General features: G+C 56.5%; 26 protein-coding genes and 2 pseudogenes. 14 read left to right on the top strand and 14 right to left on the bottom strand.

Annotation, left to right across the window (positions count from 1 at the left end; genetic code table 11):
• Position 1: 1 nt before the first annotated feature.
• The 8 genes from RYZ18_RS02300 (at position 2) to RYZ18_RS02265 (ending at position 7,476) form a co-directional block, all read left to right on the top strand.
• On the top strand, positions 2–418 hold the full coding sequence (locus tag RYZ18_RS02300; RefSeq protein ID WP_317654761.1) for a thioesterase family protein: 417 nt from the start codon (positions 2–4) through the stop codon (positions 416–418).
• A 326-nt stretch (positions 419–744) separates the two neighbouring features.
• The gene (locus tag RYZ18_RS02295; RefSeq protein WP_317654760.1) at positions 745–1,608 is read left to right on the top strand and encodes a branched-chain amino acid ABC transporter permease; all 864 of its coding nucleotides are present in this window, start codon (positions 745–747) and stop codon (positions 1,606–1,608) included.
• A complete protein-coding gene (locus RYZ18_RS02290) occupies positions 1,605–2,612 on the top strand; it encodes a branched-chain amino acid ABC transporter permease (protein WP_317654759.1) in 1,008 nt (335 codons plus the stop codon). The genes RYZ18_RS02295 and RYZ18_RS02290 overlap by 4 nt, the downstream gene beginning before the upstream one ends.
• Position 2,613: 1 nt before the next feature.
• Positions 2,614–3,387: an ABC transporter ATP-binding protein gene (locus RYZ18_RS02285; protein ID WP_317654758.1), complete on the top strand. Its 774-nt coding sequence runs from the start codon at positions 2,614–2,616 to the stop codon at positions 3,385–3,387.
• On the top strand, positions 3,380–4,078 hold the full coding sequence (locus tag RYZ18_RS02280) for an ABC transporter ATP-binding protein (protein WP_317654757.1): 699 nt from the start codon (positions 3,380–3,382) through the stop codon (positions 4,076–4,078). The genes RYZ18_RS02285 and RYZ18_RS02280 overlap by 8 nt, the downstream gene beginning before the upstream one ends.
• 38 nt (positions 4,079–4,116) lie before the next feature.
• Positions 4,117–5,430: an ABC transporter substrate-binding protein gene (locus tag RYZ18_RS02275; protein WP_317654756.1), complete on the top strand. Its 1,314-nt coding sequence runs from the start codon at positions 4,117–4,119 to the stop codon at positions 5,428–5,430.
• Positions 5,431–5,497: 67 nt separating this feature from the next.
• Positions 5,498–6,541, top strand: coding sequence for a carbon-nitrogen hydrolase family protein (locus RYZ18_RS02270; RefSeq protein ID WP_317654755.1), 1,044 nt, complete (start codon positions 5,498–5,500; stop codon positions 6,539–6,541).
• Positions 6,542–6,555: 14 nt separating this feature from the next.
• Positions 6,556–7,476: a LysR family transcriptional regulator gene (locus RYZ18_RS02265; protein WP_317654754.1), complete on the top strand. Its 921-nt coding sequence runs from the start codon at positions 6,556–6,558 to the stop codon at positions 7,474–7,476.
• A 1,192-nt stretch (positions 7,477–8,668) separates the two neighbouring features.
• Here the strand turns inward: RYZ18_RS02265 and RYZ18_RS02260 are convergent.
• Complete coding sequence (locus RYZ18_RS02260; RefSeq protein ID WP_317654753.1) at positions 8,669–10,039, bottom strand: PLP-dependent aminotransferase family protein; 1,371 nt, start codon at positions 10,037–10,039, stop codon at positions 8,669–8,671.
• A gap of 153 nt (positions 10,040–10,192) precedes the next feature.
• On the opposite strand from RYZ18_RS02260, the gene RYZ18_RS02255 reads away from it, so the two are divergent.
• Positions 10,193–10,573 (top strand): DUF983 domain-containing protein, encoded by a 381-nt coding sequence (locus RYZ18_RS02255; protein ID WP_317654752.1) that lies wholly within the window; start codon positions 10,193–10,195, stop codon positions 10,571–10,573.
• Between the two features lie 317 nt (positions 10,574–10,890).
• On the opposite strand, the gene RYZ18_RS02250 is transcribed toward RYZ18_RS02255, so the two are convergent.
• Entirely contained in the window at positions 10,891–11,733 is an 843-nt protein-coding gene (locus RYZ18_RS02250) for a cysteine hydrolase (RefSeq protein WP_317654751.1), read from the bottom strand.
• Positions 11,734–11,862: 129 nt separating this feature from the next.
• Between RYZ18_RS02250 and RYZ18_RS02245 the strand changes: the two genes are divergently transcribed.
• Entirely contained in the window at positions 11,863–12,780 is a 918-nt protein-coding gene (locus tag RYZ18_RS02245; RefSeq protein ID WP_317654750.1) for an AraC family transcriptional regulator, read from the top strand.
• Positions 12,781–12,910: 130 nt separating this feature from the next.
• Here the strand turns inward: RYZ18_RS02245 and RYZ18_RS02240 are convergent, their stop codons facing one another.
• The 9 genes from RYZ18_RS02240 to RYZ18_RS02200 are packed head-to-tail and all read right to left on the bottom strand — an operon-like array spanning position 12,911 to position 18,761.
• Entirely contained in the window at positions 12,911–13,366 is a 456-nt protein-coding gene (locus RYZ18_RS02240) for a LysR substrate-binding domain-containing protein (protein ID WP_317654749.1), read from the bottom strand.
• Between the two features lie 4 nt (positions 13,367–13,370).
• Positions 13,371–14,153, bottom strand: a complete 783-nt coding sequence (locus tag RYZ18_RS02235) for a ZIP family metal transporter (RefSeq protein ID WP_317654748.1) — start codon at positions 14,151–14,153, stop codon at positions 13,371–13,373.
• Between the two features lie 11 nt (positions 14,154–14,164).
• Positions 14,165–14,620 carry a DUF411 domain-containing protein gene (locus RYZ18_RS02230; RefSeq protein WP_038008346.1) on the bottom strand — a complete coding sequence of 152 codons (456 nt, stop codon included), beginning with the start codon at positions 14,618–14,620 and terminating at the stop codon, positions 14,165–14,167.
• Positions 14,621–14,623: 3 nt separating this feature from the next.
• Entirely contained in the window at positions 14,624–15,997 is a 1,374-nt protein-coding gene (locus RYZ18_RS02225; RefSeq protein WP_317654747.1) for a M23 family metallopeptidase, read from the bottom strand.
• The gene (locus tag RYZ18_RS02220) at positions 15,994–16,620 is read right to left on the bottom strand and encodes an SCO family protein (protein WP_317654746.1); all 627 of its coding nucleotides are present in this window, start codon (positions 16,618–16,620) and stop codon (positions 15,994–15,996) included. Before RYZ18_RS02220 ends, RYZ18_RS02225 begins: the two co-directional genes overlap by 4 nt.
• Positions 16,620–17,087 (bottom strand): copper chaperone PCu(A)C, encoded by a 468-nt coding sequence (locus RYZ18_RS02215; protein WP_317654745.1) that lies wholly within the window; start codon positions 17,085–17,087, stop codon positions 16,620–16,622. The genes RYZ18_RS02220 and RYZ18_RS02215 overlap by 1 nt, the downstream gene beginning before the upstream one ends.
• A 23-nt stretch (positions 17,088–17,110) precedes the next feature.
• Positions 17,111–17,770 carry a DsbA family protein gene (locus RYZ18_RS02210; RefSeq protein WP_317654744.1) on the bottom strand — a complete coding sequence of 220 codons (660 nt, stop codon included), beginning with the start codon at positions 17,768–17,770 and terminating at the stop codon, positions 17,111–17,113.
• Positions 17,767–18,189, bottom strand: coding sequence for a disulfide bond formation protein B (locus RYZ18_RS02205; RefSeq protein WP_317654743.1), 423 nt, complete (start codon positions 18,187–18,189; stop codon positions 17,767–17,769). Before RYZ18_RS02205 ends, RYZ18_RS02210 begins: the two co-directional genes overlap by 4 nt.
• A 5-nt stretch (positions 18,190–18,194) precedes the next feature.
• On the bottom strand, positions 18,195–18,761 hold the full coding sequence (locus RYZ18_RS02200) for an SCO family protein (RefSeq protein WP_317655792.1): 567 nt from the start codon (positions 18,759–18,761) through the stop codon (positions 18,195–18,197).
• 207 nt (positions 18,762–18,968) lie between these two features.
• Between RYZ18_RS02200 and RYZ18_RS02195 the strand changes: the two genes are divergently transcribed.
• Positions 18,969–19,397, top strand: coding sequence for a MerR family transcriptional regulator (locus RYZ18_RS02195; protein ID WP_197919133.1), 429 nt, complete (start codon positions 18,969–18,971; stop codon positions 19,395–19,397).
• A 22-nt stretch (positions 19,398–19,419) separates the two neighbouring features.
• Here the strand turns inward: RYZ18_RS02195 and RYZ18_RS02190 are convergent.
• A pseudogene (locus RYZ18_RS02190) lies at positions 19,420–19,716 on the bottom strand (transposase); the annotation flags it as partial.
• Positions 19,717–19,765: 49 nt separating this feature from the next.
• On the opposite strand from RYZ18_RS02190, the pseudogene RYZ18_RS02185 reads away from it, so the two are divergent.
• Positions 19,766–20,623 (top strand): annotated as a pseudogene (locus tag RYZ18_RS02185) (cation diffusion facilitator family transporter); the annotation flags it as partial.
• 139 nt (positions 20,624–20,762) lie between these two features.
• Here RYZ18_RS02185 and RYZ18_RS02180 read toward each other — a convergent pair.
• The gene (locus RYZ18_RS02180; RefSeq protein ID WP_317654742.1) at positions 20,763–21,095 is read right to left on the bottom strand and encodes a hypothetical protein; all 333 of its coding nucleotides are present in this window, start codon (positions 21,093–21,095) and stop codon (positions 20,763–20,765) included.
• 66 nt (positions 21,096–21,161) lie between these two features.
• Between RYZ18_RS02180 and RYZ18_RS02175 the strand changes: the two genes are divergently transcribed.
• Positions 21,162–21,977, top strand: a complete 816-nt coding sequence (locus RYZ18_RS02175) for an SDR family oxidoreductase (RefSeq protein ID WP_317654741.1) — start codon at positions 21,162–21,164, stop codon at positions 21,975–21,977.
• A gap of 5 nt (positions 21,978–21,982) precedes the next feature.
• On the opposite strand, the gene RYZ18_RS02170 is transcribed toward RYZ18_RS02175, so the two are convergent.
• Positions 21,983–23,500, bottom strand: a complete 1,518-nt coding sequence (locus RYZ18_RS02170; protein ID WP_317654740.1) for an altronate dehydratase family protein — start codon at positions 23,498–23,500, stop codon at positions 21,983–21,985.
• A 95-nt stretch (positions 23,501–23,595) separates the two neighbouring features.
• Between RYZ18_RS02170 and RYZ18_RS02165 the strand changes: the two genes are divergently transcribed.
• Positions 23,596–24,324 (top strand): GntR family transcriptional regulator, encoded by a 729-nt coding sequence (locus tag RYZ18_RS02165; protein WP_317654739.1) that lies wholly within the window; start codon positions 23,596–23,598, stop codon positions 24,322–24,324.
• The last annotated feature ends 5 nt before the right edge of the window (positions 24,325–24,329 follow it).

Raw genomic sequence — 24,329 nt, 5'->3', positions numbered from 1 at the left:
CATGCGGCCGATAACGACGTTTCGAGGTGTTGTTGCGCCAGACGATTGTGATTACCCTGGAAACATAAACGTCTCCAGGTATTTCACAGCCTGTTCGGGCGGCATCTTTGCCATACAATCAAAACTCGGATTGTCAGCTGGTGGTAAACAGGGACGCAAACTCTCCTTGGTGGAAGCCCATACAATGATGGATTTCGACGCCGAACTCAGCCTCGGAGATGCCATGTGTATTGAAACGTCGATCTCTGAAATTGACACGAAACTGATCACGATAAATCACGAACTGATCCGCTGCCATGACGAACTTGTGGCCTTCTCAGCAGTCTTTAAATACATGCTCTTTGACTCTGCCACACGGCGCGCCACTCCCTTTCCGCATGAACTTTGCGAGCAGGTCTCATCCTGGATTGATACCTAGGGTTGGTGCTCAGCCGGTTCGTTTTTCTAGATGGGTTCGTGCTGCAGTCGAGGCGAACCATTAACAAATCTTAACGCAAACACCCGGTCGCCTGCCGTAACATGGCTTGAGCCCTTAAGAGCCAAAGCGACTCGCCGTTTTTCTTTTCTTCTTAGACGGTTACCGCGCTGGCCTTTCTTCGGTCGGATTTTTAGTCCTTCGAACTGGTCTGGGTATTTTTGCACGGACGCACGCGAAAATTCCGACTTCTAAGGTATTTCCGCAAATGCCTAAATGGTGAAAATTATAATCTGCGCATTCCGCAATATGGGAGGACGGGAACACAGATGGACTGGAATCTAATGATTGCTTTGGCCGCAAACGGGATCGTTTGGGGCCTTATCATAGCTTTGATTGCCTTAGGGCTCTCAATTATCTTCGGACTACTCGACATCATCAACGTCGCACACGGTGACTTCTTCATGGTCGGCACCGTGCTTGCTTTTGGTGTCTTGCAAACAACCGGCAACTTCTGGCTCGCCCTGCTGATCGTGCCGATCCTCGGTTTCGTGCTCGGTGCAGTCATCGAGCAAATTGTGATCAAGCCGATCCGCAATGCCGCGGCCCTGTCAATCGTGGCAACATTTGGCCTTTCGATCATTCTTCAAGAGAGCGTTCGTGCAACTTACGGTGCTGCTCCGCGCCGCATCCTCCCGCCAATCGAAGGCACGTTTCCTCTGCTGAACATTGAATACGACATCTACCGTCTCGTCGCAGCTTTTCTGTCGATCCTAGCGATCTCGGGCTTCTTCCTGTTTCTGCATCGGACAAAGTTCGGCACCTGGATGCGCGCGGTCAGACACGATTCAGAAGCTGCGCTCATTATGGGCATACCGACTGAACGTGTCTATCTGATGACCTTTGCGATTGGATTTGCTCTGGCCGCGCTCGGCGGCGTTGTTGCGGCTCCGATCACGACGGTCGACTTCCGGTCTGGGATCGACATCCTGCCGTTCTGCTTTATGGCAGTTATCATTGGCGGCTTGGGCAACCTGCCCGGCACCGCAGCTGCGGCCGTACTTCTTTCCTTCGTCGAAGGGGTTGTCGCAAGTTTCACTGACCCGACCATGGCGCGCATCACGTCGCTTTGCCTCATGAGCGCAGTTCTCCTTCTGCGTCCGCAGGGTCTCTTCACAGGGTTGGCGAAATGAACTCCAAGATTCAAAAAATCAACATCGCCGTTGTTGTCGCCTTTGTGGCGTTCCTATTTGCGGCACCCATCATCCTTCCAATGATCGCAAACCCGTTCTGGGTGAGCGTCACATCGGAAATCCTTATCTGGTCGCTCTTCGCAGCAGGCGTCAATCTGCTCTTCGGATATATCGGATTGCTTTCATTCGGTCAGGCGCTCTATTTCGGCTTCGGCATGTATGGCGTCGCCATCGGCATCGCCCACCTCGGTTTGGGATTTTGGCCAGCCTTCGCACTCGGGATCATTGCAAGCGTCGCAATGTCGGTGATTGCAGGCTCTCTCGCCGTACGGCTGACCTGGCACTACTTTGCGATCATCACTGTTGTCTTCTCGCTGATCTTCTACTTCCTTGCGCTGAGCTGGAAGCCACTCACGGGCGGCGATGATGGCATCGGATTCTCCATGCCGCCTATGCTGCGCATCGGTGATTTCGAGGTCACCCTGCTAAATCCCAACACGCAGTATTACTTTATTCTCCTGGTCGTGATCGGATGCTTCTATCTGATGCACAGATTGCTGCAGAGCCCACTTGGCAAAGCCATGATCGCAGTCCGGGAAAATGATGTTCGCGCGTCTCTCATCGGACTGGATGTCTACCGTCTTCGCCTCGTGGCCTTTATCGCTGCAGGATTTATGGCTGGTGTGGCCGGCGCCCTGTTTGCCTTCTTCGGACGATACGCTTCCGCCAGCTACATGTTCTACCATGTATCCGGCGAAGGCGTGGTCTGGACCCTCGTTGGCGGTGTTGGCACGCTTCTCGGCCCGGTCTTCGGCACCGCGCTACTGGTTATTCTGCGCGAAGAACTGTCGGTACTCTGGGACAACTATCTCCTGCTTGTCGGCGCAATCGTCATTCTCACCGTCATCTATGCCCCAAAAGGCATCGTCGGTCTCTACACAGACATGCTCAACAAACTCCTGAATACGTCAGATGAAAATGGCGACGAACAGGGGGGGAAATAACATGACACAACCAATCCTACGCCTTCAGAATCTTACAAAGAAATTCGGTGGATTGACCGCTGTCGATAATCTCAGCCTTGAGCTTGGGTCAGGCGTTCTCCATGCCATCATTGGCCCAAACGGCGCCGGAAAAACAACGCTGTTCAACCTGATATCCGGGTTTTTGCCATCGACCTCTGGGTCCGTCTGGTTCGATGGACAAGACGTGACAAAGATGCGCACACACCTCATTTCTCAACGCGGTCTCGCCCGTACGCTCCAAATCAAGAGCGTCTTCAGTTCCATGACGGTTGAGGAGAACATCTGGATTGCCGTGCAATCGCGCGGCAAGGTTTTTGATCCCTTCAGTCGCGCATCGTCACTTAAGGACACCAAACGCAGAACTGAGGAAATTCTTGAACAAACAGACCTCAGTCGTCTGGCCAAACGAACCGCGGGGACCCTTTCTTACGGCGACGTGGCTCTACTGGAAATCGGGATCGCCTTGGCGACAAGTCCAAAGATGCTGCTTCTTGACGAGCCTGTTTGCGGCATGAGCCCGGCAGAAACCGATCAAACCGTGCGACGGATCAGCGATCTGTCCAAATCCGTCGACATCGTCATCATCGAGCATGACATGGAAGTCGTCTTTGGTCTCTCCGACCACATCACCGTGATGGCGCAAGGGGCCATCCTCGCCGAAGGGACACCATCCGAGATCCAGGCGAATGAAGAAGTCAGAATAGCCTATCTGGGCGAGGATGACGATGACCAGATAGGGGCGAAAAATGCTTGAGCTAAAAAACGTCAAGGCACAATACGGCAAGCTGCCAATTCTTCACGGCGTAAACCTCGAAGTCGACAAGGGTGAAGCTGTGGCGCTTGTCGGCCGCAATGGGGTCGGTAAGACAACCACACTCCGGTCGATCATGGGTCTTATGAAGAAATCATCCGGAACCGTGACCTTCAACGGCACCGATATTTCTGGAATGGTTGCCAATAAGATACCGGCAACAGGCATCGGCTATGTCCCTCAGGGACGCGGCCTGTTTCCAAACCTGACCGTGTTCGAAAACCTATGCATCGGTTTGCCCGGCAAGCCCGACGAGGAGATGCAGGAATTCGTCTATTCGCGTTTTCCACGTCTCGCCGAACGGGCCGATCAGGCTGCTGGCACGCTTTCTGGAGGTGAGCAACAGATGCTTGCGATCTCCCGGTGCCTGGTCATGCGTCCCAAACTTCTCATCCTGGATGAGCCGACCGAAGGCATCATGCCAAGCCTCGTGGCTCTGATCAGATCCGAAATCCAGGAAATCAACCAGCAAGGTGTTTCAATTCTTCTGGTCGAACAGAACATCCGGATGGCTCTCAAGATCTGCACAAAGATTGCGATCATGGAAAAGGGCGTTGTCGTCCACCAAGGGTCCTCTGAGGAACTCCAAAACCAACCCGAGATCGTTCACCGTTATCTCGGCTTGTCGCACTAAGAAAAACGGTGATCCAACATGAACGGAGGTAATGCCATATGACCGAGGAACTCAAGAATTCGAAGAAGCCGTCGGAGGTGAAATCTCCGTCGCGGCGAAGCTTTCTCAGCCACGCCCTTGCCGGGGGTGCTGCCGCAGGCACGGCCTATCTGGGGTTGACGTCGGGACTTCGCGCCCAGCCCAGTGGGCCAATTGTCATCGGGCATCAGGCCGAGCTCACCGGCGGCTTCTCAAGCTGGGGCTACTGGCATGATAAATGTGCCAAGGCCGCAGCCAATATCATCAACGAAAGTGGCGGGATTGCTGGTCGCGAGCTCGTGCTTCGGACCGAAGATACAGAATCCAACCCCGCAATTGGCGCTCGCAAACTGAGATCGCTGATCCAACGAGGGCAGTCATCCTTCGTCGTGGGATCCGTCCACTCGGGGATCATGCTGGCCTCAATCCCCATCGCGACCGAACTTAAGACGGTCTATTTCTCCGCCGGGGAAGCCACAGAGGCCACAGGCGTAAAGGGCACGCGCTATTCGTTCCGGACCGGTACCGATACCTATGCCCTTGCAGCTGCCGGCGCGCCATGGGCGGTCGAAAACCTCGGCAAAAACTGGACGATGATCTTCCCAGACTATGCCTGGGGCCACAGCCATCACGAGGAACACAAGAAAATCATCGAATCCATGGGCGGCACGGTGAATGACCCAGTTGCCGTTCCATTGGATACGAAAGACCTTGTGCCCTACCTGGCCAAAATCCCAGAAGAGACCGAGGTTCTGTTCTCCGTCTTCTTCGGCGCCTTGTCCGTTGCCTTCTATACCCAGATGAAATCCATGGGTCTCGATAAGCGGATGAAACAATATTCGGTTTCCGGGACCATCGAAGCCGTGAGCCCGGCCCAGATCGACGGTGCGGCCGAAGGCGTATACTTCCTGGAAAACTTCCCGCGGACCGTTGCAACCAAGGACGATGAATTCCACCGTGAATTCAACAGGATCATGGAGATCGATGACGTCCACGCGCAGGAAAACGGGTCTGACCGGGTCATGGCCAAAAGCCACGCCTGGCAAAGCTGGGAAAACCTCTTTGCGCTCAAACAAGCCATCGAGGCATCCGGCTGGAAGCAAAAGAGCGATGACCAGGGCGTCATCGAGGCGCTGGAAGGATTGCAAATGGAGAATTCCCTTGCGCATCCACAAGGCTCTAAGCTCCTGCGGGCGGAAGACCATAGCGGAATGATCGATTGTTACATCACCCAGGTCCAAAATGACGAATTCGAACTCGTCAAGCGGATCCCGAAAGAGGACCTGATGGCCAATTTACCTCCCCGCTACGATTTCACCAAGTACGACTTGTGATCGAAACGTAGATAACCTGGCGGGCGCGCCACGCGAGCCCGCCCTTTTCTATTCGAGGACCACGACATTGACCAAGAACGACACCGTCCGCGTTTGCGCCGCTCACGTAGCCCCTGTTTTTCTCGACGCCAAAGCGACGACGAGTAAAATCTGTAGTCTCATCGCAGAAGCTGCTCGAGACGGTGCAGATTTGATCGCGTTTCCAGAGGCCATGCTTCCAGGCTTCCCGGTCTGGGTCGCTTTACAGGCGCCGATCAATAGCCATGACTACTTCAAGCGCATGGTCGCCAACTCTGTCTCCCCGGCCGGACCCGAAGTTGCTCAAATCCGGGAAGCAGCAAAAAAGAACGAAATCTTCGTCTCTCTCGGTATCAGTGAATCCTCACAAGCAAGTGTTGGCTGTATTTGGAACTCCAACCTCTTGATCAACGACCATGGTGAGATCGTCTCACACCACCGCAAACTCGTACCCACTTTTTACGAAAAGCTGGTCTGGGCCAATGGCGACGGGGCAGGCCTGAAAGTCGCTCAAACAAGGATTGGCAAAATCGGCATGCTGATTTGCGGCGAGAACACCAACCCCCTTGCGAAATTCTCACTGATTGCCCAAGGCGAGCAACTGCACATCTCAAGCTACCCGCCTATCTGGCCGACAAGACGAACCGGTGAAGCTGGTGCATACAATTTGGAAAACGCCATTCGGATCCGGGCCGGAGCGCATTCCTTCGAGGGCAAGGTCTTTAACGTCGTCGCCTCGGCCTGCGTGGACAAAACTCTGGAGACTTTTGTTGAAGGCATGGGCAAGGACGCCATGGATATTCTTCAGGACACGCCGCGGGCTGTTTCAATGATCCTCGGTCCCACAGGTGACGTCATCAGCGACACCCTGTGTGAAGAGGAAGGGCTCCTCCACAGCGAAATCGACCTTAAGGATTGCATTGAGCCCAAACAGTTCCATGATGTCTCCGGTTACTATAACCGTTATGATGTATTTGATTTCTACCTCAATACACGCCGGCAGGAACCCGTGACGATCAACGGCTCCCAAAGGGAATCTGATCCTGCGGATCAAAAAGCCAACCGGTTACCAAACGAGGTTGCACAAGCGTAAGGGTATTCTATGAGATGACGTCTCCGATCAAAAAGCGGGTTTCATTCAATTGGAATGACCTTGTCTTCTTCATTGAAGTCTGTCGTCAGAAAAGCCTGGCAGGAGCTTCCCGTCGTCTTGGGGTCGACCATTCAACGGTCGGCCGCCGCATCCGTGAACTTGAAGATTCCCTGGACACGAAACTTTTTGACCGCTCTGGAACTGGCTATCATCTCACAGAAAGCGGTTTGCGCCTCCTCGACAAGGTCGAGAAAATGGAAGGGATCGCTCAACAAATAGGGCAGGGGGCAGAAGAAAGCGGGCAAGGCATCGTCGGCACGGTCAGGATTGCGACCATGGAGGCGATCGGGAGCCTTTACCTAGCTCCCCGCCTTGCTCAGTTTGCACAGCAAAACCCCGACATCCGAATTGAACTCGTCACCGCCGCGAGCTGGATCAGTCTCTCCCGGCGCGAAGCCGATATCCTGATCAGTTTTCCGCCGCCAAAGGGCCGGCGCTTACAGATCGAGAAAATAGGGCAATTCTCTCTTTATCTCTATTCGTCAGAACAATACCGTGAGAACTTCGGCCACCCATCTTCCGTCAAGGAACTCACCGAGCACAACTTGATCGATTACGTTGATGATCTCGTTCAGATTGATGCGGTCAGATGGCTTGGCGAAGTGTGCCGCGTTCCCGAAGGACCCTTCAAATCCAGCAGTCTCATTGCCCAATTGACGGCAACTCAGGCCGGGGTCGGCATCTGCATGCTCCCAAGCTTTGTGGCTCACCATGCCAAAGATCTCATCCCTGTGATGCGAGACGAGGTACAGGTGACACGCGACATCTGGCTCACAGCGCATGAAGATCACCTTCATAACGCACGTATCCGACGGGTAATGCAGTTTCTTCGCGCTCTGATCAGCAAAGATCAGGACACGTTAAACCTCCCTTGATTTTCCTCACCTGGGCTATCCCGGAATTCTCGACGGTCGGCTTGGCTGTCAAAATTTTTCGGAGGGGTCTTGGTTAGACTCCAGGTCGGTTCGTCGACACTTAAGTCGTCACCCAACTTTTTCTTTCTCGGTCACTCACCACCGCGCATTTGACTTGGTTGCCTTGTCGGCATCTGAATTTTACCCTCAGGGATCGCCGGCGTCTGAGTGCTCTCGTCGTGCGGGACACTCTGACCCGTTGTCCATGGTCTGAGAACGCGACACCTGTGGCGAAGATCCTGAGACCGCCGTGAACATTGTCGGTAGAATTGCAAGATCCGCTCTTCACGAGTGAACCGCGTCTTAAGACCAGTGCCATCTCCAGAGGCGTGGCGTTTCTTCCTGGATGGGACGTGGCAGAGAACCCGTTCCGGTAAAATCACTAAACAGCTACATCACGCCACAAGAGGCAGAGGAGATTTTCTACGAGAACTTGAGCGCCGCAGAAAAAGCGGCTTAACTATTGAACCAGAAACTCTCCGGTAAACCCGGGGCGGTTCAGACAGGATCGTAACCGATGTTACGAGACACACAGTTTTCAGGTTCAAATTCAGTTCGAATGATTAGGTGAGACTGGATGGCGGCTTTCTACTAGTTCGTGCACTTTCGTACTAGCCGCGGCACGAGTCCCTTTGGGCGCGACCGCAGGTCCGATCTGAATTGGCGAACGGCAAGTGCCGTCCACCAAAGTGGTTCAAATGTCGATTTGCATCGGCGATGCTACGGCGATCAAGGATCTCTAATCTCGCGTGAAGAAGCGAACCGGATTGCCAATCGACCACTTCTATTGCGGCCTAATTTCTAAGCGGGATGTGATATATGCTTTCCTGCCCCCTCCCCTAACCTGCCACTTCGCCCACGGCCCAGATCAGACACTCGAACCTTCAAGTTGTCAGCTTTCTTCTTTCCCGGAAGCGGACGTTCGTACGATGTTCAGCATTTCGGGTTTTCGAGCCGCTACGCGCTGTGTAGTCTTCGTTTTGGTTGCTTTTGAATCCAAGAAAGCGAAGAGAAACCAAGATCATTGGCTTACAGTTTCGCGCAGTGATAGGGGCTGAATTGTCAATCCTCCAGATCTGCCTTCTCTCAGTTGCTTCGCAGAGCTTAACAGGTGTGCCGAAGCCGCTCATTTAGGCCGGTAAACCTTCGCGGGTCAACCGACCCATTCCTTAAGCAAAACAGCGTCCTTCAACGCGCACAGGTCGTCCTTCAACTGGCTAAAGGTAACTGGCCCGCCCAAACAAATTCTAAGTGCTTCTTTCGGAGATCCCGTGACTGTAAAGGCATCGCTGGGCATGATGCCGATCTGGCGGCCTGTCATGCGTCCCAAGACCTCGGCCCTGCTGGTGCCTTCCGGAAGGGTAAGCCAAATGTTGAAAGCTTCTGTGTGCCCCTCGAAATCACAACCCGTCAAGATTTCCTTAGCCAGAGCTTGCCGATCTGATGCTGCTTTGCGGACAAAGGATTGCAGCGCCTTGGCCGTACCATCTTCGATCCATCTACTCATAAGGGCCGTGCTTATCGGTGAGGTCATGACGTTGCCTGTCCGCAACACCTGAGAAAAGCGAGCTTTGGAATGGCCTTTCGGTATAGTCGTCAATGCCAGGCGCAGACCGGCGCCAAAGCATTTTGACAGGCCCGCGATGTGCCAGCCTAGATCAGGGGTAAGCTGTGAGATGGGAACTGGCGCATCGGATGCGACAAAACAGCAGGCGTCATCTTCGATCAAGGGCATTTCATGCTGGCGCAGGATATCGGCAATATGCTGACGCCGGTTGGCTGAAATCGTATGCGTGGTTGGGTTCTGTAATGTGGGGTTCAGATAGAGTGCAGACGGCCAGTGTTTACTAATCGCTCTTTCAAGAGCGTCGGGTAGGATGCCGTGCTCATCACTTTCGATGCCGATCAGATTCAAGCCAAGCTGCGATGCAATGGCACGAATGCCGGGATAGGTGATGGTTTCACACAACACGGTCAGGCCGGGCTCGCTCAAATAGGTGAGAATACCAAGAATGCTGGCATGTGCACCAGGTGTGATCGCCAAACTGTCAACAGAAATGTCCAAACCGTTTTCGGCCATCCAGAGGGCCGCCACTTCGCGATCCTGGATGCTCCCCGAAACGGATTGATACCTCAACAAAGGTACAAGGTTAGCCGAAACCATTCTGAGCCCCTGATCCATGCGCGCCACCAGATCAGGGTCGGTCGGTTCCGGCGGCATATTCATCATCGGATCTTCTTCCAGCGCACGCCGTGGGTCGGGCTCTTCTGTGTCATTTTTGCTGGTGCGGACGAATGTCCCCCGGCCGACAAAGCTTTCGACATAGCCCCGTTTGACGGCTTCGGAATAGCCACGAGATACGGTGGTGAAATCAACCCCTAACTGCTGAGCGACACTTCTTTGGGAGGGCAGCCGGTCTCCATGTGACAGGATGCCAGTCTCAATGTCCGATCCGATGGCTTCAGCGATTTCTATATAGCGTGGCTTGCCAGTCTCGCGGAGTGTGGGCTGCCATGGTTTCATTGCCATCTCCTTGCCGCAGGGTAGTTGAGAAATTAAGACATTTATGCAGTCAATACAACTACAATATTGTACAATGATTAGATATGTATGGAAATTGATTGCAATTGCGTCGAGTCCCCTATAAAGGAAGCTGCGAACAAAGGAATTCCGAACATGAGAACCGACATCTGTATCGAAGATGAACCCCGAAATCTGAAATCGGCTATACTTAACGGGCTGCGCTTGAAGTGTCCGAAATGCGGCAACGGAAAACTTTTGTATAGCTACCTGAAGGTGAAAGACACATGCGATAGCTGCCGGCAACCGCTGCATTGTCAGCGTGCCGATGATGGCCCGGCCTATCTGACCATTCTCGTCGTCGGCCACATCATGGGCTTTGCCCTACACATTGCTTGGGTCAATTGGCGTCCTGAGCCGTGGGTTCTGGCGGTTACAATGTCGACGATAGCAATTGTTGGTTCATTGATCCTGTTGCCACGGATGAAAGGGTTGATCGTTGCGTATCAATGGGCCAAAAGATTGCACGGGTTTTGAATTTCAAAGTGGATTCCTGCGAGCCAAGCAACCGGCATTAATACTCGTTGTCGATGAAGTCTTTTCATTCGTGTTGGTCGTGTCCGCATTCATCGTCGAGCGATTTAGTTCACGGCCCGGCTTGGCTCGCAACAACCAGATCTAAAAAATGGCGTACTCTTTTCCGACTAGTGCCTAGAAAAGCGGGTGCCTTTCACCGCCAGGAAGTTGGGCAAAGATCTGCTGGCAAAAAGTGAGGCTTGATCTTTGTCACCAGACAGACGAAGGGAAGCAGACAATGTGTTGCTTCCCCTCATTTTTTGCAAAGGAGATGACGATTACATTGCTGCCTTGATGTTGCTGACGGCTTCCTCGGTTGTCCAAAGCGCGTTTGCCATGTAGCGGAAATTCGTCAACGCGGCGAGATAGCCATCACCTTCGGGAAGCTTAGCCGCAGCGGTAGCATCACGTATAACAGCTACTTCGAAACCGTCCTCAAGCAGCTCGCGAAGATGGCTTTCCGTACAGAGGTTAGCTGACATACCCGCCAAGATCACCTGATTGACACCGTTCTTGCGCAGTTGCAGCGAAAGATCGTTGGTGTCGTTTCCATAGACTTTGTGCGGAGAAGTTACGATCGTTTTGCCGTCGTCGATATATTGTTTGTATTGTGGCATCCAATCGGCTCCCGATCCTTCGAAGCCATCAATAATCAATGGCCCCTTGCGGTCGAACATGCCGATCTTGTGCATTAATTTTTCAAGCGCTCCTTCGAATTTCCACCCATGGTCAGTCGGGTAGTAATAGTGCGGTGATACGGCCACGGTGATGCCCGCTGCTTTTGCATTCTTGAACAGCGTTTCGATATTGTTGACCGTATTATGTTCCTCGACGCTTGCGCCGATGACGCCCCAGGTCACGCCATCGGGATGCAAGAAGTCGATCTGCGGATCAGTCACGACCAGGGCGGTGCGGCTTAGATCCAATTTCATGTCAGATGGCGGCAGGGCCGGTTCTGCGGGGTCGGCATAGGGGTTTTCGGTTGTTTGAGCCTGTGTTGCCGAAGCCGAAATGACCGAGGCGGCCCCTGCGGCCGCCGCTACCAGTCCTCCTCGCAATGCGGTGCGGCGCGAGATGACCTGGTTGTTGGGTTCATGCTTGTGATCATGGCAGTTACACATGGGATTTTCTCCTGTTGAGTTTTGTTAACGAATCCAATGTGGCGAACCGAATGTATCATTAAGTACGAAATTTGCCCTTTAATAGACGTTTTCGTATCTTTTCGTTCGGAGGCTCTATAAAGCTTCTGCATGAAGTTTGAACATCTATTCGATCAGCTTGAGATTGCAACAGATCCGTTTGCTGTCTGCGAACTCAGGGGAGCTTGCGATCTTGGCCTCGGTCAAGACGCCAACGCAACGTTGCACTATATTCTTAGCGGAGAAGGTGTAATTCAACTTCGTGATGCACCGGATATCCAGGTCACTGCAGGCACATTGGCGCTGATACCAGCACTGCAACGACACGCCCTGCGCAGCTTTGGAGGCCTTAGCGATCCGATTCCGAAATGTAACCCGGCCGAACTCCGATTGCGTCACTTAATCGAGGTTTCACAAAGTGACTCCGAGGGCGGACAGATCACCGCGCTCTGCGCTCATGTCCGCGTGGGCTTGCGCGGGGCAGAGGATGCAATTGACCTAATTCGCGCACCACTAATAGAAAATGTCAGCAACGGGAGCCATTTGTACCCGGTGCTGGAAATGCTGCTGCGCGAGCTCAGCCAACCGATCGCAGGTAGCCGCGCAATGATCCGAACTCTTCTGACACAGTGCATGATTGAAATGCTGCGCCGCCGGTTGATGGAGGGTGATGAGGGCCTGCGCTGGATGGCCGCGTTGCGAGATCCATCGATTTGGGAAGCATTGAATGCCATGCTGGATGCGCCAGGCGACCCGCATACCGTGGAAAGTCTTGCCGAGCGGGTCGGCATGAGCAGAACATCTTTCTCACAACGATTTACAAACGCCTACGGGAGCGGCCCTATCGATCTTCTGCGCGACCTGCGCCTGCGCCGTGCCGCAGCCTTGCTGCGCGATACCGAACTGCCTGTAAAGCGAATCGCCCATATGGTTGGGTTTGCCAGCCGCACAGCCTTCAGCCGCCTGTTCGAACAACGCACCGGGGAAAGCCCGAGACACTTCCGGAAATCCCACGCGAGCAACTCCTAGCCGTTGTTCGTAAGTACCGAAGGGGAAGGTCTGATCTCAGATATTCGGATTGTTCCATTTGCCACCCGGGAGACTCCGCACCTTGGAAGCGTTCACCCGGCTGGAGCGCCATTCACAAAAGCCTCGAACACTATGCAATCGGGTCTGAATTGACCTGCTGTAGGTAGGTCAGGAATGTTTGTGCGGCGCTTGTAAGGTGTTTGCCCTTGCGATTAAGAGCAAACCATCTGCGCCTCAATGGGAAGCCTTGGACGTCGAGAACCTTCAGCTCGCCTGTCTTAAGCTCGAGTCGTAACGAGTGAAGCGATAGGTAGGCGACGCCCAGCCCTGAAATCACACCTTGTTTTATCGCTTCTGTGTCGTCGAATTCCATGTGTGCCACAAGGTCTACACCGTCCTTTTGACAGAGCTTTTCAACAGCTTGACGCGTGCCCGATCCAGGCTCGCGTCCGATGATGTTTTCCTGTGCAATTCGCTCGACCGATATCCCGGTTTCCTTACAAAGCGGGTTGGTGATCTGATCAATCGCGAACGCAGTAAGCGCTGCGAAGACGCCGATCATCGGAGATACCTTGTTGAGTGACATTGCCTCACCCCAACCAGACATCGAGAAACAGCATCAGAACGAGCCCGACTGCGAGACCGAGCGTCGCCCTGTTCTGATGGCCGCTGCGATGGGTTTCGGGGATGATTTCGTGGCTAATGACGTAGAGCATTGCGCCCGCGGCAAAGGCCAGACCCCATGGAAGCAGCGGTTCCGACAGTGTGATGATGCCGGCCCCGAGCAAACCGCCAATCGGCTCGACCATGCCCGTCAGCGCCGCGATGCCCCAGGCGCGCAGCTTAGGATATCCCTCGCCCAGCAGAGATACAGCGACGGCCAATCCTTCGGGCGCATTCTGAAGCCCGATGCCGATGGCGAGCGGCAGACCGCCTTCCATACCTCCGGATCCGAAGCCGACCCCGACCGCGAGGCCTTCGGGGAAGTTGTGGATCGTGATCGCGATGATGAACAGCCAGACCCGCCGCAAAGACGCCGCTTCGGGCCCTTCGCGTCCTGTCTTGAAGTGCTCGTGCGGCAGCTTTTCGTTCATCAGCGCGACAGCCCCCATGCCCAGAAGGATCGAGACGCATACGATGGCCGCAGGCATCGCGCCGTTTTCGAACATTGGCTCTGCCGCATCCAATGCCGGGATGATCAGCGAAAAGAACGAGGCTGACAGCATGACACCGGCAGCGAAGCCGAGCGACAGATCGCGCGTGGCCCGGGACGGGATGCGCCCGAACAGCACGGGAACTGCTCCGACTGCTGTGAGCGATCCGGCGGCGAGACTTCCGAGAAAGCCGAGCATTATCGGAGACAGATTTTCCATGGCGGGCCAGATTATCCTTCGGCGTAGCTCGAAAAGACTTCCGTCGACCCGTCCTTGCGGATGAGGAAGACATCATAGGCCTCGCGGTCGTCTTCTGGCCCCATGCCGGGCGAGCCATAGGGCATCCCCGGAACGGCGAGGCCGACGGCGTCCGGGCGCTCCTCGAGAAGGCGGCGGATGTCAGCGGCCGGGACATGGCCTTCGATCACGTAGCCATCAATGAGCGCGGTGTGGCAGGAGACCATGCGCTGCGGCACGCCGTTGTCGAGCTTGAAGCGAACCAGCAACCCGCCGAACATGTCCTGGCCGGTCGGCGCAAAGCCATTCTCTTCGAGATGGTTCATCCACGAGAGGCAGCAGCCGCAACCGTTGGTCTTGCGGACGTCGATCGCCGTTGCCTCTGCGAGGGCCTGGGCCGCTGGGAAAAGGGCGAGCGTGATGGCAAGAGCTTGGGTCATGCGTTTCATGGGTCAGAGCCTTTCGGTTGTCGTTTTGGCAATCTCGCTGCCGAGGTTTTCATTCAGAAGCGCCCGCGCCTCGGCCAGACGCGAGAGCGCGGCGGTATCATCCGCATCGCTCTCATCCGCTTCGGCGAGCCGGTCGTCAGCGAGGGGGTCAGTCGGGCGCCCATCCACGAGGACTTCGTAGTGCAGGTTCGGACCTGTCGCCGTACCAGTCGAGCCGACGCGGCCGATCACATCTCCCGCCGCAACGCGTTGGCCTTGTGCCAGGTCTTCCGGCACGGCGCTCAGATGCGCGTAGCGCGTCATGGTGTCGGAGCCGTGCGAGATTTCGACCACGCGACCATATCCGCCGCGCCAGCCGATGAAATTGACCCGCCCCGGTGCCGTCGCTTGAACCGGTGTCCCACGTGCCGCTGCAAAATCGACGCCGGTGTGCATCCGGACGTTGCCAAAGACCGGATGCGTGCGGCGCCCGAACACCGAGCTGAGGCGCGCACCCTCGACCGGCTGTGCGAAGACGCGCAGCACCTCGCCATCGACGTAGATCGTCGCCTGACCGCTGCCGTCGTCCGGCCATACGATCTCGTAAAGCGAACCGCTGATCTCCAGTGCGGCGAAGGCGAGTTCGGGCTGTCCGATCCTGTCCTCTCCGACCCGCGCCTCGCGCCAGAGAAGACTTAGTTTTTCGCCACCAGCCATCTCGCGGCGGAAATCCAAGGTCCCACCCAGCATCTGCGCAAGCTCCACGGAAAAACGGGCGGGTATGCCGGCTTCGTCGAGTGCCGCGAAGATCGAGCTGTCGATCACCGCTTCGCCGGCAAGGGTTACGATTTCCGGATCCGGAGCCACGACCTGCGTGGACATCTGCTCGCCGAAAACCACCTCAATCCGAACCCCGTCCTCGACGGCAAGTGCGACGGTGCGGGGGCTGCCGTCCATGGTCGAAGCAACAGTGACCGAGTGCCCCGGCCGCAGCCGTCGCAGATCGTATTCGGCACCGAGCGCGAGGGCAACTTCCGCTCTGTCAGGTGCCGCAAGACCGGCTTCGGACAGCAAGAAATCGAGCGTCTCGCCGGGTGCAATGTCGCGCGACCACGTCGACAGCGGTGGCTCGATCGCCCGTACCGGCACGTCGGCAACAGCGACTTGCAGAAGGGGCAGCGGGCCGAGGTCGGATGCATCTTCTGCCCATGCCGTCGCGGGCAGCGTCACGGGAATGTCAACGTTCAGGGGGGCTTCAAGACGTTGGGGCATCCAGCTACCTGCCTGGGCAAGTTCCGGCGGCACGGGTTCTTTCGACAAAAGATCGGAGATGGCGATAGCCGCACCCGAAACCGTCCCCGCAATTGCAACACAAGCCGCCAAAGTTCTGAGCCTCATGTCGCCCCCTCCATTTCTTCTGCCAGCGCGCGACGGATCTTCGGCACCGCGAATTCTCTGGCTTCGTGATAGTCGATCATGGTGACGAACCGCCCGGAGGCTGCGAACAGGAAGACGCTCGCGGTGTGGTTCATCGTGTAATCGCCGCTCTCCGTCGGCACCCTTTCGTAGGTGGCGCGGAAGCCGTCCGCGACGCGCGCTATCTGCTCCTCCGGCCCCGTCCAGCCACGGATCACAGGATGGAAGTAGCCGACATATTCGGCCATCGTTTCGACAGTGTCGCGCTCGGGATCGACCGTGATGAAAACCACGTTCATCTCGTCGGCCTCGTCTCCCAGATCGTCGAGCCATCCCGATATGTCCGAGAGCGTGGTCAGGCAGACATCGGGACAGTAGGTGAAGCCGAAGAACGCCATCGTCGGGCGACCGATCAGGGTTTCTGGCCCGACCCCATTGCCCTCATGATCCGTCAGACGGAAATCCATTTCGGTCAGGGCCACAGGCCGCTGCCCGACAGGTTCGGGTCCACCGGGTCCATCGACCAGCCACCAACCGACGAAGAGCATCAGGGCGACCGCCCCGACACCAGCCGCGCCGTACCCCAGGATCGCCCGTCGCCGCATCAGTCCTGCGGCCCCCTCGCGGCGATTCCGAGGATCGGCACCTCGACCGTCACTTCGCCTCCGTCGTCGAAAAGCATGGTCAGCGGAAAGGTGTCCCCTTCCGTCATTGGTTCTTGTAGCCGCATCAGCATTGCGTGCAAGCCCCCCGGTTCGAGCGCGACGCTCTCGCCCGGGGCGATCGCGATCTCACCCGCCGGGCTCATGGAGCTCACACCTTCGGCATTTGTCTTCGTCTCGTGAATTTCGGGCATCATCGCGAGCGGTGTTGTAAGGCCGATCAGCGTCACTGGCTCGTCGCCGGTGTTGCGGATCGTCATGTAAGCGGCCCCGGGACGGTTCATCCCGATGGAGGCGCGGGACCACGCGTTCTCGACGACAACATCCTCGGGTCCGGCCAGCGCGGGCACCGGGAGCCCTCCAAGGGTCAAAAGCGCGGCCAGTGTGCCAGTCAAAATATACTTTTTCATCGTTCTGATCCTGCCCTTTCTATTCAGCTTTGCGCCGCAGCGACTTCGGCGGCCACCAGACGACGCAATTCTGCCTCTCCGAATGGATCGAGCGGCTTGCCGTTCACGAAGAATGTGGGCGTCTGGCGAATTCCCACGGTCTCGACGTCAGCACGATCCTGGTTCAGGATCGCCACGACATCGGGTGCCAGCATTTGCGTGCGCGCGGCCTCGGCATCGAGTCCGGCCGTGGCGGCGATCTGAAGGATCAAGCCGGGCGCCGGGGCACCATGCGACGCCCATCTCGGCTGTTCCCGCAAAACGGCCTCGAGCACCGGCACGTAAATGTCCTGCATGCGCGCCGTCTCGAGCACGCGGATCGCTTCCTCGGATGCCACGCCGTGGAAAGGAGTGTAGCGGATCACGACGCGGACAGCATCCCCATGCTCGGCCATGATGTCCTTCACGATGGGATGAAAGGCGCGACAGGCCTCGCAGGCCGGATCGAAGAATTCGACGATCGTGACGGGCGCCTGCGCAGGTCCGAGGATGGGCGAGTAGGGGCGGATCATCGCCTCCGCGAGTTCCGGAGCAACAGGCTCCGCTTCGACCACCGGGCCGGGGCGGGTTGCAAACCAGGTGGCTCCGCCGAAACCGGCGACGCCGAGGGCGAGAACGGACAGGATCAGGCCGCGTCGGTTCATGTTCGTGTGTCCTTCAATGAAAGGGCCGACAGCGCCCCGATCAGCGCGAAGGCGACGAGCGCCATCAGCGGGATAGGGACGCCGAAGACCAGTTGGTTGTCATCGGTGCAAGAGGGGCCGGTGGCTGTGCAAGGCTGGATGCGTTCGGGAACAAGACCGACGTACAGCCCCATGTGCCACAGGGCGACTGCGCCGCCGCCAAGCGCCAATGCGATGCCGTAGCGCCCCACACGGCCGTCCCGCCACCAAAGGCCGAGCCCGAGGACAATGGCCAAGGGAAACATGAAGGCGCGCTGGAACCAGCACAGCAAACAGGGCGTCTGCCCCAGCACCTCGCCGATGAAAAGCACGGCAAGCGAGGCGACGAGTGCGATGATCCACGCCAGCCCGAGGGCTGTTTCTCCGGATATGCGGCTCATTTCGGTCAGATCCTCTCTTCCAGATCGGAGAGGATCTCTTCGGCGGAGGTGCCGTAGGGCCACGAGTCGGCGAAGCCCGCGTCGGGATCGAAGAGGAACAGATGCGACGTGTGGCCCATCGTGTAACCATCCGGCGCTGCGGCCTCTTCGACGCGCTCAAAGAAGATTGGAAACGTCTCGGACGTGGCGGCGATCTGTTCCGGCGTGCCCGTCAGCCCGATGATGCCCGCATCGAACAGCGGGACGTATGCGGCGAGTGCTGCGGGCGTGTCTCGTTCAGGGTTGATTGTTATGAAAATCGGCTGGACCTTGGCGGCATCGTCGCCCAGACCCTCCATCACCGCCGCGACCTCAGATAGGGTCGTCGGGCAGACGTCGGGGCAGTTGGTAAAGCCGAAAAAAACCAACATCCAACGCCCCGCAAAGTCTTCCTCGGTTTGAACCATACCCTGGTGGTCCGTCAGTTCGAACTCAGCTAAAAAAGGTAGCTCGGCGTCAGTTCGGGCGCTATCGGCACGATAATCGGACCATAACAATAACCATACGAAGGCAAGCGCTGCCACGCCTGCCAAAACCCAAAGAAACTTTTGTGCCGATGTAAGGGACAATCCTGTTCGCCTGTTTTTGATTCTTACTGCATGTACGGATACATCCTCTAGCCGCTAGAGGTTCAAGCACGAAATCATGGTATCGCTTGAACTCACGCGTTTGTGAATCCGACACTTGTTTATTCCGACGACAAAACCTACACAGACTATATCTTTTTCATGGAGGCGAGAATGCTCACGATCGGTACTCTGTCAAAGAAGACCGGCACGAAGGTGCAGACCATCCGGTACTACGAGCAGATCGGGCTAATGCCCGAACCTGGCAGGACCGAAGGCGGACAGAGGCGCTACGACAATGCACAGCTCGACCGACTGTCCTTCATCCGCCACTCGCGGCAACTCGGCTTCTCGCTCGATGCGATCCGCGAGCTGCTCGACCTCAGCGACCATCCCAATCGGCCCTGTGATGAAGCTGATGCCATCGCGCGTCGCCAGCTCAAACAGGTGGAGCAGCGCATGGCCCGCCTGAAGGCGCTGCGCACGGAACTGAAACGCATGGTCCACGAGTGCAGCGGCGGGCGGACAGCGGATTGCCGGGTGCTGGAGGTATTGCGGGACCATTCTGAATGTCTGACCGAGCACGACGAGATTGGGGCCTGATTGGGCTCTGTTGCAATAGAGCCGTCTTCTGGCCCCGCGACAGCGTGCTGAAGTCGGGCACAGCCCAGTCCAAGCCGATCAGGCGCAGCAGGCTCTCGACGAACCCGGTTATATGGCGCAGGGCCATGCCGAACAGCACCTTCATCGTCAGGCAGGTCTGGATGGCGGCGTCGCTGTCGTCTGGCTGGCGCCCGCGCTTGCCGGTGGGCGCAGCTCCCCATATCATGGCGGGATCGAACCAGATCGTCAGCGAGCCCCGGCGCTTGAACGCCTCGTTGTAGGCTGGCCAGTTCCGGGCCTCGTGCAGCCCAGCTACCACGCTGGCTTCACACGATGAATCCCCTCAGACCATTTGTGCAACAGAGCCAGCGAACGCCCTTCTGACCGTCGCGCAGATCGCAGGCGGGATCGTTTCGGGCAGTCTCGCGCTGATCGCAGATGAGCTGCACAACTTCTCGGATATGGCGTCGCTGGTGATCGCTTTCGCGGCGCGCAAGATCGCGCGGAGGCCTGCGAACGAGCAGATGACCTTCGGATACGGCCGGATCGAGATTGTCGCGGCACTGATCAACTACACGACACTCATCCTCGTCGGCGTTTATCTGATCTACGAGGGCGGTATGCACATTATCGATCCGTCCGAGGTTCAGGGTTGGACCGTCGTGATCCTCGGCGGCGTGGCGCTCGTGGTCGACGCTCTGACTGCGGCGCTCACCTGGTCCATGCAGAAGGGCAGCGTGAACATCCGCGCGCTCTTCCTGCACAACATCTCGGATGCGCTCGCCTCGGTCGCCGTGATCGTCGGCGGCACGCTGATCATTCTCTACGACCTGCGCTGGGTCGATCCCGCAACCACCATCCTAATCGCGCTGTACATACTGTATCTCGCACTGACCGAGATCGGCGGCCTGATCCGGACACTGATGCTGGGCAGCCCGCCGGATATCGACAACTCGGCCGTGATCGCCGCGATGCGGGACGTGGACGGCGTTACTGATGTCCACCACGTGCACCTTTGGCAGATGCAGGAACACGAGGCGGCGCTCGACTGCCACGTGGTCGTCGCCGAAGATGGATGGACGAGAATTGAGGCCATCAAGGGCAAGATCAAAGCACGACTGAGCGAACGCTTCGGCATCGCTCATTCCAGCCTCGAATTCGAGAATGAAAGGAACGCCCAAACCAACGCCAACCTCTACGGTCACGGTAGTAATGGCCATGAATGATCAGGAGGACGAATTGACGGAAGAACGATATTATCTCGCACCTTCATACACTTAAGCGCAGGGCAGGCAGTGTCAGCTTGGTGGAGAAGGTTGGATATCAGGCCCATCCCCTCCGCCACCTCACCCTTTGATGAGTTGCTTACATCGGATCAAACTGATCGGCGGCAAAGACCGTGTGGATGACATGGCCGTCAAACATGTCAAAAAGCCGCTTTGACACTTCTTTGCTTTGCCATCTTGTGGGGGAATTCAGCGCCTCTTCGATGTCATCGCGGGTTTTGAATTTCATGGCCATCACAAGCGGGAAGGGGCTGTCGGGGTCATCGCTTTCCACTTCACGCATCACGCGCAACTCTTGCAGATTGGGAAAGGCCGACCAAAGCGGCAAAAGATTTTCGCGCCAATGGATGTGGAAGTCTGCCTCCATGCCATCCTTGATTTTACCCTTAAAAAAGGCGCATCTTACAAACATCTGTCCCGCTCCATTCTATGCGTTGCAGCAATAGGAGTGCCGAAAGCCTGCGCACAAGCAAGGGGAATGGGATGGATCTTCGCCCCTGTGAAACGTGGGGGTCATGCAAGCGACAAACGGGGGCGGGTCATGGATTTTGGGCTAGAGGGGAAACCCTGCATCGTGACAGGCGGGGCATCGGGGATTGGCGAGGCGATTGTGCAAGATCTTGTGGCCGAAGGGGCCAAGGTCATCGTGATCGACAAAAAACCCTGCAAGGTGGCGCAGATTGCGACATCCGTCACCCTTGATTTGACCGATGATGCGGCCTGTGCGGCGGCATTGCGCGATATTCGCGCTGAATTTGGGGCGATCTACGGGCTTGTGAATAATGCAGGCCTCAATGATGGCGTGGGTCTAGAGGCGGGGCCTGACGCGTTTCGGGCCTCTCTCAATCTCAACCTCGTGCAATATTACACCTTGATGCATCACCTGCATCATGACCTGCGCGCAAGCCGTGGCGCGGTGGTCAATGTGGCCTCAAAAACCGCTGTGACAGGGCAGGGCGGCACATCGGCCTATGTGGCCGCAAAGGCGGGCGTCTTGGGTTTGACGCGTGAATGGGCGGCGGAGCTGGCCCCAGAGGGTGTCCGCGTGAATGCCGTTTTGCCCGCCGAGGTGATGACGCCCATGTATCAAAACTGGCTGTCGACCTTGCCTGATCCAGATGGGATGTGCGGCAAGATCGAGGCCGCAATTCCCTTGTCGCGCCGCATGACCGAAAGCGCGGAAATCGCGGCAATGGTGGTGTTTTTGCTTTCTGCGCGGTCGGGCCATACCACGGGGCAATGGATGTTCGTGGATGGTGGATACGTGCATCTGGATCGCAAGCTGACGCTGTGATCCAACTACATCACCGCCCCCACTTGCCACGGCACGAATTCGACCCCGCCAAAGCCCAGTTCCTCGCTTTTCGTGGTGCCGCCTGAGGCCACGCGTAGGATTTCGCGGTAAATCTCTTGCCCCTTATCGGCTAGGCTGATGCCGCCGCTGATAATGTCACCGCAATTGATATCCATATCGTCCCCCATGCGGGCGTAAAGATCATCATTGGTCGAAAGCTTGATACAAGGTGTGGGCATATAGCCCGACACAGACCCACGGCCCGTGGTGAATGTGATGATATTTGCGCCTGAGGCAATCTGCCCTGTGACCGAGCATGGATCATATCCAGGACTGTCCATATAGACAAAGCCCTGCGTGGTCAGGGTTTCTGCAAATTCGTAAACCCCCGCCAAAGGGGCTGTTCCACTTTTGGCAACCGCGCCCAAAGATTTTTCAAGAATTGTGGTCAGCCCGCCGCGTTTGTTGCCTGGGGATGGGTTATTGTCCATCTCACCGCCGTTTCGGGCGGTATAATCTTCCCACCACTGGATGCGCGAAATCAGTTTTTCACCAATTTCGGGCGATATCGCGCGGCGGGTCAAAAGATGCTCTGCCCCATAGATTTCAGGGGTTTCAGACAGGATTGTGGTGCCGCCCTGGCGCACGATTAAATCAGAGGCATACCCCATGGCAGGGTTGGCGGTGATGCCAGAATAGCCGTCCGAGCCCCCACATTGCATGCCTACCACCAATTTTGAGGCGGGCGCAGGGGCGCGTGTTGCACGATTGGCCACGGCTGCAATCTCGCGCAGCATGCTGAGACCCCGTTCAATTGTGCGCTTTGTGCCGCCTGTCTGCTGAATGGTCATATAACGGAAACTCTCGCCATCGCGCAGGCGGGCGGGGCCGATCAGGTCAGGCACCTGCATCACCTCGCAGCCAAGACCGACCAACAGGATCGCCCCGAAATTTGGATTTTTCGAATATCCCGCCAAGGTTCGGAAAAGCATCTGATACCCTTCACCCAAACCAGACATCCCGCAGCCAGAACTGTGCACAATCGGGACAATCCCATCGACATTTGGGAAATCCTCCAACAGCCCTGATTTTTCAGCAGCCTCCGCGATAAAGCGGGCCACGCTGCCCGCGCAGTTCACGGATGTCAGAATGCCAATATAGTTGCGCGTGCCGACCTGCCCATCAGGCCTATGATAGCCCATAAAGCTGTCGCTTTTTTCCGCCGCGGGCAGGGGGGTGTTCTGCGTGGCAAATTCATAGCCGCGTTTGTGATCGCCAAAAGACAGGTTGTGGCTATGCACATGTGCGCCTGCGGCAATATCTTCGGTCGCATAACCGATAATTTGACCATAGCGGATGACCGCCGCGCCCTTGGCAATAGGGCGCAATGCAAATTTATGCCCTTTTGGAATGTCGGATTGCGCAAGGGTTTCAAAAGATGATAGAGCCGCGCCTGATCGGATATCAACTAAGGCAATTCCGACCGTGTCATCTGCGTTCAGGATCAAAATATCTTGGGTCATCGCTGGCATCATTCATTCAAAGTGAGAGTTTACGATCTTGAAATTTCCACGGCAATCATACTAACATGCTAGAATTATCGAGATTGAGCGACACGATGCAAGAGAATTCACCATCAGACCCCACGCAAGGCAGCGAAGTTAGGCTGCGGTCTTTGGATTCCTATGAAGGGAATTTGGCACGGCGCACCTACGCCGCCCTGCGTGAGGCAATTTTGACCTTGCGCTACAAACCGGGCGAGGCGCTGCGCAAGCAGGATATTTGCGCAACGCTCGGCGTGTCGCGGTCCCCTGTGGCCGAGGCGATCACGCGCCTCTCTAACGAGGGTCTGGTGGATGTTGTGCCGCAATCTGGCACATTTGTCGCGCGCTTTTCGATGGAAGAAATTCGCGAAGGTGCGTTTCTGCGGGAAAGTATCGAACTGGCCTGCGCCGAGCTTTTGGCCGAGATTATCACAGACGAGCAGATCACCGAATTGCGCCGCAATTTGCGCCTGCAAAAGGTGATGGTTGAGGAGGGCGATTTTGCCGAATTTTATCGGCTAGATGGCGAAATGCACGATCTCATCATCGGCTTTACGGGGTTCAAGCAATTATCGATCATTGCCAAAACGGGGTGGGTTCATGTGGATCGCGCGCGGCAATTGATCTTGCCCATGCCAGGGCGCGTGGCCGAGACATTGCAAGAACATTGTGATCTGGTCGATGCGATTGCCGCCCGTGACCCGCAAACGGCGCGAAAAGCGATGCGCGCCCATTTGGGCCAATTGATGAAATCTTTGATTCCGCTTGAAAAGACCCATCCAGAATTGTTCGACCCCAGTTGAAAGTC

It is taken from the genome of Roseovarius sp. 10 (genome assembly GCF_033100315.1).
In the GTDB taxonomy this organism is placed as follows: domain Bacteria; phylum Pseudomonadota; class Alphaproteobacteria; order Rhodobacterales; family Rhodobacteraceae; genus M30B80.
This window is presented reverse-complemented; position numbering and strand designations above follow the sequence as displayed.

Coding starts and splice junctions, on each gene's coding strand:
- RYZ18_RS02300 (WP_317654761.1), top strand. CDS start 2: ATGCGGCCGATAACGACGTTTCGAGGTGTTGTTGCGCCAGACGATTGT.
- RYZ18_RS02295 (WP_317654760.1), top strand. CDS start 745: ATGGACTGGAATCTAATGATTGCTTTGGCCGCAAACGGGATCGTTTGG.
- RYZ18_RS02290 (WP_317654759.1), top strand. CDS start 1,605: ATGAACTCCAAGATTCAAAAAATCAACATCGCCGTTGTTGTCGCCTTT.
- RYZ18_RS02285 (WP_317654758.1), top strand. CDS start 2,614: ATGACACAACCAATCCTACGCCTTCAGAATCTTACAAAGAAATTCGGT.
- RYZ18_RS02280 (WP_317654757.1), top strand. CDS start 3,380: ATGCTTGAGCTAAAAAACGTCAAGGCACAATACGGCAAGCTGCCAATT.
- RYZ18_RS02275 (WP_317654756.1), top strand. CDS start 4,117: ATGACCGAGGAACTCAAGAATTCGAAGAAGCCGTCGGAGGTGAAATCT.
- RYZ18_RS02265 (WP_317654754.1), top strand. CDS start 6,556: ATGACGTCTCCGATCAAAAAGCGGGTTTCATTCAATTGGAATGACCTT.
- RYZ18_RS02260 (WP_317654753.1), bottom strand. CDS start 10,039: ATGAAACCATGGCAGCCCACACTCCGCGAGACTGGCAAGCCACGCTAT.
- RYZ18_RS02255 (WP_317654752.1), top strand. CDS start 10,193: ATGAGAACCGACATCTGTATCGAAGATGAACCCCGAAATCTGAAATCG.
- RYZ18_RS02250 (WP_317654751.1), bottom strand. CDS start 11,733: ATGTGTAACTGCCATGATCACAAGCATGAACCCAACAACCAGGTCATC.
- RYZ18_RS02245 (WP_317654750.1), top strand. CDS start 11,863: ATGAAGTTTGAACATCTATTCGATCAGCTTGAGATTGCAACAGATCCG.
- RYZ18_RS02240 (WP_317654749.1), bottom strand. CDS start 13,366: ATGTCACTCAACAAGGTATCTCCGATGATCGGCGTCTTCGCAGCGCTT.
- RYZ18_RS02235 (WP_317654748.1), bottom strand. CDS start 14,153: ATGGAAAATCTGTCTCCGATAATGCTCGGCTTTCTCGGAAGTCTCGCC.
- RYZ18_RS02230 (WP_038008346.1), bottom strand. CDS start 14,620: ATGAAACGCATGACCCAAGCTCTTGCCATCACGCTCGCCCTTTTCCCA.
- RYZ18_RS02225 (WP_317654747.1), bottom strand. CDS start 15,997: ATGAGGCTCAGAACTTTGGCGGCTTGTGTTGCAATTGCGGGGACGGTT.
- RYZ18_RS02220 (WP_317654746.1), bottom strand. CDS start 16,620: ATGCGGCGACGGGCGATCCTGGGGTACGGCGCGGCTGGTGTCGGGGCG.
- RYZ18_RS02215 (WP_317654745.1), bottom strand. CDS start 17,087: ATGAAAAAGTATATTTTGACTGGCACACTGGCCGCGCTTTTGACCCTT.
- RYZ18_RS02210 (WP_317654744.1), bottom strand. CDS start 17,770: ATGAACCGACGCGGCCTGATCCTGTCCGTTCTCGCCCTCGGCGTCGCC.
- RYZ18_RS02205 (WP_317654743.1), bottom strand. CDS start 18,189: ATGAGCCGCATATCCGGAGAAACAGCCCTCGGGCTGGCGTGGATCATC.
- RYZ18_RS02195 (WP_197919133.1), top strand. CDS start 18,969: ATGCTCACGATCGGTACTCTGTCAAAGAAGACCGGCACGAAGGTGCAG.
- RYZ18_RS02180 (WP_317654742.1), bottom strand. CDS start 21,095: ATGTTTGTAAGATGCGCCTTTTTTAAGGGTAAAATCAAGGATGGCATG.
- RYZ18_RS02175 (WP_317654741.1), top strand. CDS start 21,162: ATGGGATGGATCTTCGCCCCTGTGAAACGTGGGGGTCATGCAAGCGAC.
- RYZ18_RS02170 (WP_317654740.1), bottom strand. CDS start 23,500: ATGACCCAAGATATTTTGATCCTGAACGCAGATGACACGGTCGGAATT.
- RYZ18_RS02165 (WP_317654739.1), top strand. CDS start 23,596: ATGCAAGAGAATTCACCATCAGACCCCACGCAAGGCAGCGAAGTTAGG.